General features: G+C 68.4%; 9 protein-coding genes, 1 tRNA gene and 2 pseudogenes. 4 read left to right on the top strand and 8 right to left on the bottom strand.

The features are described 5' to 3' along the window. The 3 genes and pseudogenes from A5713_RS26165 to A5713_RS26155 form a co-directional block, all read right to left on the bottom strand. Positions 1 to 1,156 (bottom strand): annotated as a pseudogene (locus tag A5713_RS26165) (hypothetical protein); the annotation flags it as partial. Between the two features lie 131 nt (positions 1,157 to 1,287). Further along, the gene (dcd, locus tag A5713_RS26160; protein WP_067749071.1) at positions 1,288 to 1,860 is read right to left on the bottom strand and encodes a dCTP deaminase; all 573 of its coding nucleotides are present in this window, start codon (positions 1,858 to 1,860) and stop codon (positions 1,288 to 1,290) included. Between the two features lie 34 nt (positions 1,861 to 1,894). Further along, entirely contained in the window at positions 1,895 to 2,551 is a 657-nt protein-coding gene (locus A5713_RS26155) for a hypothetical protein (protein WP_197509243.1), read from the bottom strand. Positions 2,552 to 2,734: 183 nt separating this feature from the next. Here A5713_RS26155 and A5713_RS26150 point away from each other — a divergent pair. Beyond that, positions 2,735 to 2,808 (top strand) — tRNA-Gly (locus A5713_RS26150). A 536-nt stretch (positions 2,809 to 3,344) separates the two neighbouring features. Here the strand turns inward: A5713_RS26150 and A5713_RS26145 are convergent. The 3 genes from A5713_RS26145 to iniR form a co-directional block, all read right to left on the bottom strand. Beyond that, a complete protein-coding gene (locus tag A5713_RS26145; protein WP_197516483.1) occupies positions 3,345 to 3,911 on the bottom strand; it encodes a hypothetical protein in 567 nt (188 codons plus the stop codon). Further along, complete coding sequence (locus tag A5713_RS26140) at positions 3,904 to 4,704, bottom strand: hypothetical protein (protein WP_068099144.1); 801 nt, start codon at positions 4,702 to 4,704, stop codon at positions 3,904 to 3,906. Before A5713_RS26140 ends, A5713_RS26145 begins: the two co-directional genes overlap by 8 nt. A gap of 163 nt (positions 4,705 to 4,867) precedes the next feature. Continuing rightward, a complete protein-coding gene (gene iniR, locus A5713_RS26135) occupies positions 4,868 to 7,294 on the bottom strand; it encodes an isoniazid response ATPase/transcriptional regulator IniR (protein WP_068099143.1) in 2,427 nt (808 codons plus the stop codon). Positions 7,295 to 7,727: 433 nt separating this feature from the next. Here iniR and A5713_RS26130 point away from each other — a divergent pair, with 433 nt between their 5' ends. After that, entirely contained in the window at positions 7,728 to 8,294 is a 567-nt protein-coding gene (locus A5713_RS26130) for an IniB N-terminal domain-containing protein (protein ID WP_068099142.1), read from the top strand. A gap of 283 nt (positions 8,295 to 8,577) precedes the next feature. After that, a pseudogene (locus A5713_RS29410) lies at positions 8,578 to 8,718 on the top strand (IniB N-terminal domain-containing protein); the annotation flags it as partial. A gap of 90 nt (positions 8,719 to 8,808) precedes the next feature. Here the strand turns inward: A5713_RS29410 and A5713_RS29405 are convergent. After that, positions 8,809 to 9,612 carry a hypothetical protein gene (locus A5713_RS29405; RefSeq protein ID WP_231980702.1) on the bottom strand — a complete coding sequence of 268 codons (804 nt, stop codon included), beginning with the start codon at positions 9,610 to 9,612 and terminating at the stop codon, positions 8,809 to 8,811. 30 nt (positions 9,613 to 9,642) lie between these two features. Continuing rightward, on the bottom strand, positions 9,643 to 9,918 hold the full coding sequence (locus tag A5713_RS29400) for a hypothetical protein (protein WP_231980700.1): 276 nt from the start codon (positions 9,916 to 9,918) through the stop codon (positions 9,643 to 9,645). Between A5713_RS29400 and A5713_RS29395 the strand changes: the two genes are divergently transcribed. Next, positions 9,901 to 10,860 carry a hypothetical protein gene (locus A5713_RS29395; protein ID WP_156764442.1) on the top strand — a complete coding sequence of 320 codons (960 nt, stop codon included), beginning with the start codon at positions 9,901 to 9,903 and terminating at the stop codon, positions 10,858 to 10,860. The two genes, A5713_RS29400 and A5713_RS29395, sit on opposite strands and share 18 nt — an antisense overlap. Positions 10,861 to 10,958 lie beyond the last annotated feature (98 nt).

The raw sequence follows: 10,958 nt of genomic DNA, 5'->3' as shown, positions 1-10,958 counted from the left end.
GCGCGGCGGGCAGGGGCGCAGGCAGCGGCGCGGCCACCGGCGGACCCATCGGGATGGGCGCCGCCATCGGCACCGGCGGATTGATCCGCTGCGCCGGGGCCGACGCCTCGACGGGTGCGGGCGCCGGCGGCTCCTGCGTCGGAACGATGAGGTGCTGACCGGGAGTGGGCTGCAAGGCGATGGTGCCGGTGGTGCGGATGCCGATCGCCAGCGCGATCTCGAGCGCCAGCACAGCGCTGATGCCGGCGACCGCCAACCCGCTGCCGATCAGCAGCGCCGGCCTGCGCCGCGGTTGGCTCTCCTCGGGCATGAAGAGCTTTTCGATCACGACGGTCGGCGAGTCGGAGTCCTCGTCGGGCACCGCACTGTAGGCGAGCTCGTCGTCGCCCGCCTCCGGTCCGAAGGGCACGTAAAGGTATTCGGGCAGCGAGTGCTGGTCGACGGCGCCGGTGCCCGGATCCTGGGCGTAGGCCAGCGCGGCGGTCGACGAGGCGAACAGCGGCGCATTGGCCGACGCCAGGGCGGCGCCGCGGGCCAGCGCCGTCTCCGGCTCCTCGGGCACGCTCACCGTGAGCGAGGTTGCCGTCTGCAGGGCCGGCTGCAGCGGGGCAATGTCGACGCCCGAGCCCACCACCAGCACGCCGTCCGGCGCCGCCTCCAGCTTCTCCAGCCCCGCGATCATGCCGGCGAGTTGCGCGGCGGCCTGGTCGTAGGACTCGGCGTAGAGCGGTTGCTTGTAGACGTCGGGAATGGATCCGTCGGAGGTTTCGACCACCGCCAGCGTCGCGGTGTCGGACTCGACGAACATCACCGCGGTTCGCTCGTAACCCATTGCGCCGCCGACATTTTGGGCCAACGCCGTCGCGGCGAGGAAGGCCGACACCAGCATGACGTTCTCGACCCGGTGGGCGGCCAGCACGTCGCGCAACGCCGCCGCCTCGAGCTGGTCGGTCCACGTCACACCGATGGACGACACCTCCAGCCCGGCGTCGGCCGCACCCTCGCGGGTGCCCAGGATGGCGGCGAGCACCTGGTCGGGCGCGCTCGCGGTGGCCGCCTCGTCGGCGGCCGCGACGTCGAACACGTCCTCTTCCACCGTGGCACCGTCTGCGTATTCGCCTTCCAGGACCACCATTTGGATCGATGCCGGTGCCATCGACACCCCGAGCACGATATCCAAGACAAACCCCTCCAAAGGTATTGCGAGACGAACCACGGCTAGGCGGAGGAAAAAACCATGGCTAACTAAGTATCGCGCAGAACCGGGGCGGAGGCCCCCCGCAGAACCTATGTAGACCTTATGAAGTTCTGATAGGAGCGCGACGGCGTCGGTCCCCGCTGGCCCTGGTACTTCGAACCTACTTGCGAACTGCCGTAAGGATGTTCGGCCGGACTGGTCAACCGCAGGATGCAGAGTTGGCCGATCTTCATGCCCGGCCACAGGGTGATCGGCAGGTTCGCGACGTTGGACAGCTCCAGCGTGATGTGGCCGCTGAAGCCGGGGTCGATGAACCCGGCGGTCGAGTGCGTGAGCAGCCCGAGCCGGCCCAGCGAGGACTTGCCCTCCAGCCGCCCCGCGAGGTCCTCGGGCAGGGTGAACAGCTCGAGCGTGGAGCCCAGCACGAACTCCCCCGGGTGCAGGACGAACGGCTCGCCGTCGACGGGTTCGACCAGCGTCGTGAGCTCGTCCTGCTGCTTGGCCGGGTCGATGTGGGTGTAGCGGGTGTTGTTGAACACCCGGAACATGCAGTCCAGGCGGACGTCGATGCTGGACGGCTGCACCAAGGCGTCGTCGTAGGGGTCGATGCCCAACCGGCCGGCGGTGATTTCGGCCCTGAGGTCGCGATCGGAGAGCAGCACGCGACGAGCCTAACCGCTGCTCACCGCGGAGCGGTCAGTCGGCGAGATACATCTCCCCACCCTTGGGATATCCGCCGCCGGTGGTCGTGACGTGGACGTGGTCGTAGTGGCCGAGCCGGCTCGGTTGCGCCCCGCCCGGCGTGTAGTAGACACCGCGCCAGATCGCGTCCTGGATCCCGAAGCGACGCGCGTTCCTCATCACGTAGGCGACGATCTCGTCGCCCAGGGCGATGCCGTCGGCGCTCTGCGGGTTCGGGATCATCACGTCGAGCGCCAGACCGAGGGGATGCCAGGGCAGCGGATCCGGCCGCACCCCGCCGATCTCGTGGATCTGCGGGAATTTGGCGCTGATGCTGCGGGAGACCTGGATCGTCCTGACCTGCAGGCCCTGCTCCGGTGCGAGCCCGGCGGGCAAGAACCGCGACCTGGTGTGGTATCTCGACGCGGCGACGGGCTCAGCCGCGCCTTCGCCGCGGGACACGTCCGACGCGAGCACAATCGCCACCGGTTTTGCCGCGAAGATTTCCGGGCAGCACGGCGCACCGTCGCCGATAACGGGTATGGGGTCGTGCCGGGGGACGAATGGGCCGGCATCACCGGCCGCCGCGAAGAACGCCGCCGCGGGGGCCAGCGCCGCTGCCAGGAGCAGCGGCGATTTGCGCCGCTTCTTGGCTAATCTGTGCCGACCCACCCCAGGCACATTACGACAAGATCACGAAAGAATAAACATCGGTTCGGGAATTTGCCCGTGGTCAGCCATTCCTCGCCGGCGTGCATTTGCCCCCCTGCCGGACCGGCGCTGGGCCGTTGGCGTTCGGCCGCACCACTCGCCCGACGGATCCGCTGTTCGATGCTAGTCTTCGATGCCGACACCGCCGATGTAGTTCAATGGCAGAACATCAGCTTCCCAAGCTGAATACGCGGGTTCGATTCCCGTCATCGGCTCCACATTTGACCAGGATGTTCCCGTCTGGTGGCCGCCGCCCCCCGAGGCGGTCGGTCCCGTATCCGTCCCGTGCACCGCGTGCAGGAGTTGCGTCGAGTCGGCGCATGTTTGTGGTAGCTTGTTGGCAGGCTCGCTCTGAAGTATGGAGGAGCCGGTGCAAAGTGCAGACAAGGTCAAGGGGCGCTGAACCAAGGCGCGAATGACGGAGCAAAGTGCACGGGCGAAGCACGACCCGGCGGTAGTGCGGTTTAGCCCACAACCGAACGTTAAGTAGTTCTCCAGTAGCCGAACTCGGCGGGGCCGGGACGCCGAGCGACAGCTATGGAGGCTGCCGTGTTTTTGTACATCCTCATCTTCGCCCTGCTTGCGTTGTCTTCGCGTATCGCTTGGCTTGTCTACTGCGGTTGGGTTGCGAAAGCGCACCCGACGAACGCAGCAGCAATTATCACTGCGTCGGGTCAGCACTTCCCATTCAAGCGCCCTCCGCGGCGCTGGCCCCGAAGGGCGGGCCCCCAATCATTGAGCTAGGGAGAGCCCTTTACTTCCACGTGAGCCAGGACCCGCTGAGGATGTTGTTGACGAGGCTTTCGACGAAGATCACCGTCTCCTCGCGTCCTGGCCGGTACTGCGTCGGATGACCGCACTGGTTGCGAAGCGTCAGCCGATCCACGAGCGTTCGGCGCGCATTCCTGTTGATCAGCCCCGCATCTTCCGCAAGCTGGATGAACTGATCCTCGCTGAGGTACAAGAGATCTCCTTTCTTCTTGACTTCCCGATACTTGCCGTGGGATCCATAACGCGCGAAATTCGCTGCCTGGATCTTCTTAATTCCACCCCTGTACGCCGCGACAACGCCGTACATGTGCTCGATCGTGGCCGCCCACACCATCAAGATTGCGGCGCGATACAGGTGCCTTTCGTAGCACTCGACCGCCTCGGCGAGGTAGTCCGCGTACTCCGCTGGCGCCTGCTTCGCTGCATCCCGCAGCGACGAGAGAGCCGCAGCTGGGGCTTCTTTCGATGAGTCCTCGACCGGGATCGCATGGGCTTCCTGAAACTTTCGCAGACTTGCGAGCCATGCCGGCGGCGACGTTGGGCTACTCACCATCTTCCGTCGCCGAGTTGTTCAGGACGTACTTTCGCATGTTCTTGAAGATCTCCTCCACTGTCGCGGCCGTAGCGTCAGCGGCGATGTGAATCTCTATGTTCACGTGCACGGCGGGACTCGTCTGCACCTTCACGGCCGGTGGCGGAGGCGGTTGCGGAGATGTCTGGCCTCGCTGGCCGGTGGAGCCCACCGCAGCAGGGGCTTCCTGATCAGGAACGGACTCCGACCCCGACCCCTCGTCAGCCACCGAGCCTTGGGAGATTGCCTCGACGTAGGCTGCCAGTTTTGCAGGGTCGGCACGCAACAGCGTCTCGGGACGCCGATTCCCCGCAGGGATGAACTGACCAAGGCCAGCCGCTCCCGCTAGCCGCAAGAAGAAGACGGCGGCGTCGGTTAGAGCAGTGTTCTTCGCCCCTTCCAGCTTGTCCGGATGCTTGTCGTGCCAGTAGTTGCCGATGTCCGGCTTGTTGGGCTCGTATCTTTTCGTCCAATGCAGCCACTGAACCGTCTCCGAGTACAGCGGAGTACCCTGAATTGCCTTGAGCAGCACTATTTCACGGTCAGACCCCTCAGCAGCACCCGCGTACTCGCGACCTCGGGATGACAGGCGAATATTCTCGCCGTCGCGTTCCACCAGACCGATGTAGCGAGCCGCCTCCAGCTTCCTGTTGTCGGCGTGTTTGGTATCAATAGCCGTCCTCAGCCGCTCCACCGTTGTCCAGCCGACCTGACTCTTGAGGTAGGTTGTTAGGATATCAATATCATCCATCGTTGTCTTGAGTGGCAGCATGCCAACATCCTTTCGTCTAGCTGCAGAGACTAGCAGCAATATTGATATTCAGACCAAAGGATTTTCGTTGACGTCTTTCTAGCTACACAGCACGACGACATTGCTGCCATGGCTCGGCTTCTGTGCCGGGGCGGCGAGCGCACTCGGCACCGGCAATGCAGTGCTACGAAGCCAATATTGCGCGCAGCATCGACAACATCTCGGAACGAGAGCCGGCGCCGAGCCGGCGACGGATCCGCGCCACATGGTGCTCGACGGTCTTGGCCGAGATGAACAGCTGACGGCCGATGTCGCGGTACGGCAAGCCCAGGAGGAGCAGCTCGGCGACTTCGCGCTCCCGCGCGGATAACGGCGACGCCGACGGCGGCTGGCGGGCCGCTTTCGGGGCGTCAGACCCGGGCTCGTCATCGGGTGTCTCCTCCACCGCGGCGACCAGCTTGAGATCACGGGCGACCTGCAACATGTCGCCCGATACTCGGGCATCCGGCGTCTGCAGCGCGGCTTGACCGGCAAGGCGGGTCGCATCCCAGGTCAACCCGAACTGGGCCAGGGAGCGGGCGGCCATGGTCACCTCGTCGGCGTCGACCTGGTCGGCAAGCACCCGCAGCCAGGTACGACCGGCACCCGCGAGCGCTTGGGCGAAGGCGCTCTGGGAGGCAGCCGCGGTCAGGGCCCGCCCGTGCGGGGCCACGGATTCCGGTGAACCGGTCAAGATTCCGGCGTGCACCCCCGCCCAGTGCAGCGGCACCGACCACAAGACCGGGTTGCCCAGCGAGTCCAACAATCCGAATGCCAGATCAAGGGTGTGGCGCAGCCGCGCCACCTGACGCATCCTTGCCGCGGCGACCCACAATTCGCCCAACGGCAGCAGGGTGAACAAGTCGATGGAGTACTCGGCGAGCACCTCCATCGCCGCATACCAATGCTTCTGCAGCGCGCCGGTGTCGCCATTGCGACGCGCGATCGCGGTGCGTAGCGTCGCCGCCCACAGCGCGTCGCGCCGATGCAGGTCGGCGGCCGCACCCGAGCAAGCGGCGTCGGCGTCGGCGCCGGCCGCGGCGAGCTGGCCGTCGCACATCTTCGTCCAGCCGAGCAGTAGCCGGTGCCGACGCTCGAAGAGCGTGTCACCGCCGCTGCGCACCGCGCGACCGATGATGCTGCGCGCCCGCACCGGATCGCCGCCGTGCAGCGCGGCCAGCGTGACCAAGGCGGCCGGGCTATCGGGGATGACTTCACCCATCGATCCGCCCACGGCGATCGCCTGGCCAAGCTTCGCCACCGCGACCGCGTACGGCTCTTCCATACTCATCAGCAGGCCTTCGGCGAGGCCGCGGGCGGCGCGGGCGGCAGCCGTGGGCGGCCCCTGTCCCGCGACCCGCAGTCCCGCCCGCGCCGCCGTGAGGTCTCCCGTCGCGGCCAGTGTGATCGCGCCGGCGGCGCTGACCACCGCGTCCGGGTAAGGCCCCAGCCAGCCGAACAACTCGGCCGCCTGCCCCGCATGACCGTCGTGGGCGGCGACGCTGGCCGCCACCCGCACCGCAGCGGCGCGTTCGGCAACATCGGCCGAACGCAGCAGGTCATCGGCCAAGGCCGCGGCCCCCGCGGAGTCTCCGGTCAGGGCCAGCGCGTCGGCCAGCCGGCACGACAGCCCTTCGGCGCCGGCGCCGACCGCCGCCCGGTACAGCCGCGCGGCCCGGCCGGACTCGCGTGCCTCGGTCGCCGCGCGGCGCAGGAAGCCCGCCAGATCAACGTCTCGCAGTCCGTGTTCGGCGAGGCGCAGCGCGAGGTCCGATGTCAACGTGGACATGGCGAGCTGGGAACGCAAAATTGCTATCTCGACTTGGTGGTGATGCGCGTTGCCGACGAGCTGGGCAACCGCGTCGTGCACCGACCGGATGAAGCCCGGGCTGTGGGATGGCTCGATCAGCCCGCTGGCGCGCGCCCGGTCGATAAGCAGCAGCCCTTCGGTGGTCGAGATATCCAGTGCCGCAGCAACATCGGCGGCGCCCAAACCGGGGCTCAACGACGCGATGAGCAGTGTGTCCAACGTCGACTCGTCGAGGCGGCGCAGCCGGTCGATCAACGCAAACTTGGCCGCCTGCAACGGCTCCTGCGCGGTCTCGGTCACCGCTCGCACCAAAAACGGCAGCCCCGCGGTGCTGTCCACAAGGTGGTCGGCGACCGTCAGTGGACCCAACGATAGGCGCGGGCCCTCCCGTTCGAGGGCTGCGGCCAGCGTCCGCAGCGTGGTGTGCTGCTCGCACGGTTCGGCGGCTACCACGACCGTCGCCGCGGGGTCAGCGATGCGCTCAACGAGCGCCAGCAGCTCGGCGTCGGTCAACAGTTGCGCGTCATCGACGACCACCGCCGCGTCGGGTCGGTCCCCGTCGCGTGGGGGGCGCGTCAGCACCGTCATCCCCGCACCGCGCAAGGCGTCCCGAACGGCGGCGAGGACGGTGGTCTTCCCGGTGCCGATCCCCCCGCTGACCAGAACCTTGACCGAGGTTGGCGCGCCGTCCGCCAGCGCATTGATGATGCGACGCGCGTCGGGTGAGACCTCGGCGGAGGCCGTGATGTCCGGAGTGGCCATGTTGGGGGCTACCTGGGTGTGGCGCGGGTGGGCGATAAGTGATCGGGGCGCAGCCACGCGCTCGTGGCCGGGTCGAGCGGCTGGTTCTCGGGTGGCCAGTGGCCAATGCGCGCCGGGCCGTCGGCGTCCGGCCCCCAGGCATGCGACCCGACCCCCAACCCGATCGAGTTGCCCATAGTGCACGTCCCTGTGTCGATTCGGGTGACTGGCGCCGGCGGCCGCTGCCTAGGCTAGCGCTCCCCCGCCGTGCCGGTCATGATAATCCCCGTAGGCTCCGTGATCCCCTAACAGGGCATCCCCTAACGCAGCGCTCGGGCGGGGTGGGCGCACACCGATCACGGCGGCGCCTTCGGCGGCTAGCATTCCGGGAAACGGGTGGGTGTTGGTGGTGGGCAGAAGTTGACGGTGACGGAGCACACGCTGGAGGCGTGTCATGGCAAATGCATTGCTTGACTTTGTGATGTCACTCGTACGCGACCCGCAAGCCGCCGCGCGCTATGCGGCAGATCCCGCGCAAGCGATTGCCGAGGCTCACCTAATGGGCGTCACCAGCGCCGATGTGAATCATTTGATCCCGATGGTGTCGGATTCGCTATCGATGTCCACTCCCGCCGGTACAGGCGGTACCGGCGGCGCCACCGAGCACGGCAATGTGTGGGCGAGCGGTGCGGCCACGGCCGCGTTCGACGCGTTCCCGGCGCATGCGCCGGTCCAAGATTCGGGGCCAGCCGAGGGGCACGGCCTGACCGGCCACGTCATCGATCACCCGCCCGCTGTCGGCGGCGAAGCGCCCGGGGCCGGGACAGATCCGCATCCAGCGCCAGTCGAGCTGCATGATCCATCGGCGACGATCGCTGCGCCCGACGAAATGCCTGATCAGTTAGTCCACGACGGCGGATTCGGGATAGACGGCCAGGGAGTATGGGATCACTCCGTCGCCGACAGCCACACCGCCGACAATGATCATCACGGATTCGGATTCGACCCACACTTCGGGTGATTTCGATTCGTTATCGACTTGGGCGACGACCGCAATTGTCGGCCGTTATGGTCCTGAAGTGGGGAAATGCTGTCGATGGGGGTTATCCGACCAAGCTCCACCTTGTCCCTAACCACCCCCCTAATCCCCTAACGGCATGGGCTGAGTGATCCCGGCAAGGGCGCAAACGACTGGGGGATTCGGCCCCGTTACCGGCCTGGAACCAAGCGCCTAGCTTGAGTGTCGGAACGTCGGCGTAGCACCGGCAACGGCTCAAACGAGTCACACATCGAAAGGCACTGACGTGAGCTCTCTGATCGACTACATCCTTGACCTGTTCCGCAGCGAAGACGCGGCAAGGGCTTTCGCTGCCTCTCCGCAGCAGGCGCTGAATGACGCCGGGTTTGCTGACGTGTCCCCCGCCCAGGTCTCCTCCGCGGCGGCCAGCGCGGCGCCGGGGCTGGAACTAGGCGGCGGCGACCCCATCGTTGGTCTGCAGCAAGCGGTGGCCAGTCAGTTCGGTCTCGCGGCGGCTTCAAACGTTTCTGCGGCGGCTGGCGGTGAGGCTGCTGCTGGGCTTGGCGCCGACGTCGGTGCCGGCTTGGGTGGCGGCGCGGGGTTGTCCGATGCCGTGGGGCTGGACGCTCAGGTCGGCTACGGCGTCGGTGGCGGTTTTGGCGGTGAGGCCGGCGGTGGCTTTGGTGTCGGTGGTGGCTTGGGCGGCGAGGCCGGCGGTGGCTTCGGTGTCGGTGGCGACGCGGGCGCGGGCATCGGGGGCGGATTTGGCGGCCAAGCCGGCGGTGAAGCCGGTGGAGGGTTCGGTCTCGGTGGCGACGCGGGCGCGGGCCTCGGCGGTGGCCTCGCTGGCCAAGCCGGCGGTGGGTTCGGTGTCGGTGGCGACGCGGGCGCGGGCCTTAGCGGCGGCTTCGGCGGCCAAGCCGGCGGTGGCTTCGGTGTCGGTGGTGACGCGGGCGCGGGCCTTGGCGGCGACTTCGGCGGCCAAGCCGGCGGCGAAGCCGGTGGAGGGTTCGGTCTCGGTGGTGACGCCGGATGGCAAGGCGGATTTGGCGGCCAAGCCGGCGGTGAAGCCGGTGGAGGGTTCGGTCTCAGTGGTGACGCCGGCGCGGGCCTCGGCGGCGGCTTCGGCGGCCAAGCCGGCGGTGAGGCCGGTGGTGGCTTCGGTGTCGGTGGCGACGCCGGATGGCAAGGCGGATTTGGCGGCCAAGCCGGTGGAGGTCTCAGTGGTGACGCCGGCGCGGGCCTCGGCGGCGGCTTCGGCGGCCAAGCCGGCGGCCAAGCCGGCGGTGGCTTTGGTGTCGGTGGTGACGCCGGATGGCAAGGCCGCGTCGACGGCCAGGCTGGTGGCGGCCTAGGGGGCGGCGGCCAGATCGCTGGCGGTAGCCGCGGCGACGCAGGTGGGCGTGCCGGAGGTGGCTTTGGCGGCCAGGGTGGAGCTGGCGGCCAGGCCGGAGGTCGCGGTCAGGTCGGAGCTGGTGGTCAGGCGAGCGCCGAGGGTGAAGCTGGCGGTGGCTTCGGCGGCCGCGTTGGCGGCGGCTTCAGCGGTCAGGCCGGCGGCGGCTTCAGCGGTCAGGCCGGCGGCGGCTTCGGCAGCCAGGCCGGCGGCCAGGTGGGCGGCGGAGCTCAACTCGGCGGCTCGTCGGGCGGCGTCAGCGTAGGCGGCCAGGCCGGCGCCGCCGGGGGCGCGACCCTCGGCACAGGCGGGGGCGCGTTCGGCACGGGTGGCGGCTCCGCTGTCGGCGGCGTCAGCGGCACTACCGCCGTGGGCGGTGCCGCCGGCGCTCAGGCGGCAGCCAGCTCGTTAGGCAATGTCGGCCTGGGCGCCCAAGCCAGCGCTGCGGGAAACGCGGCGCTCGCAGCCAACGCCGGCGGTCACGCCAGCTTCCTGGGCAATGAAAGCGCAGCGCTCGGCGGTGGCACCCAGCTGACCGGCGCGCAAGGCGGAGTCGCGGCGGGCGGCCAAGGCGGAGTCGCCGCGGGCGGCCAAGCCGGCGCGCACGGCAGCATCCTCAACAGCGAAAGCGCCGCGCTCGGTGGCCATGCCCCGACGGCTCCCTCCACCGAAAGCGGTACGGCAACTCAGGTCGGTGCCGGTGGTGGCGCAGCGGTCGGCGCCGGCGGTAACGCGCAGGGCAGCATTCTCAGCCACGAGGGCGCTACGTTGGGCAGCGGTACGACGGCCGGCGGTAGTACCGGCCACGTCTCCGCAGACCAAAGTGGCGTCATACACGACAGCAGCTCTGCCGCCACGGCCGCTGGCCACGCGGCGGTCGCGGGCGGCGGCTCCTCTGTCATTCAGAGTCCCAGCACCCCCGCGCACGCGGATCCGAACGCGGCGGCCGCCGGCCAAAGCGCGGCCTCGGTCGGCGCACACTCGGCCCTGCAGGGCACGTCGACGGTCGGGGACCCGTCCGGCCACACGGCGTTCGACGCGTCGGGACAGTCGGCCGCTGACGCCTCGAGTCACTCGGTGTTCGACCACAGCAGCTACGACCCGGCGGCTTCGCACACGCCGGCCCAAAGCGACCCGATGACGCACCACCCGGTGGACCCGCACACCGGGTTTTGATCGGAGGCATTGCCGCGAACCGGCGGGGACCTTACGGGGTTCCCGCCGGTTGGTGGGCATACGGTGTTCGGAGTTCAACGCAGAAAGTAGGGCGACCC

This window comes from Mycobacterium sp. E2497 (assembly GCF_001668695.1).
Lineage (GTDB): Bacteria > Actinomycetota > Actinomycetes > Mycobacteriales > Mycobacteriaceae > Mycobacterium.
Note: the sequence above shows the minus strand (reverse complement) of the source record. Positions and strands in the feature narration are given on the sequence as shown.

Coding starts and splice junctions, on each gene's coding strand:
- A5713_RS26140 (WP_068099144.1), bottom strand. CDS start 4,704: ATGCTGCCACTCAAGACAACGATGGATGATATTGATATCCTAACAACC.
- iniR (WP_068099143.1), bottom strand. CDS start 7,294: ATGGCCACTCCGGACATCACGGCCTCCGCCGAGGTCTCACCCGACGCG.
- A5713_RS26130 (WP_068099142.1), top strand. CDS start 7,728: ATGGCAAATGCATTGCTTGACTTTGTGATGTCACTCGTACGCGACCCG.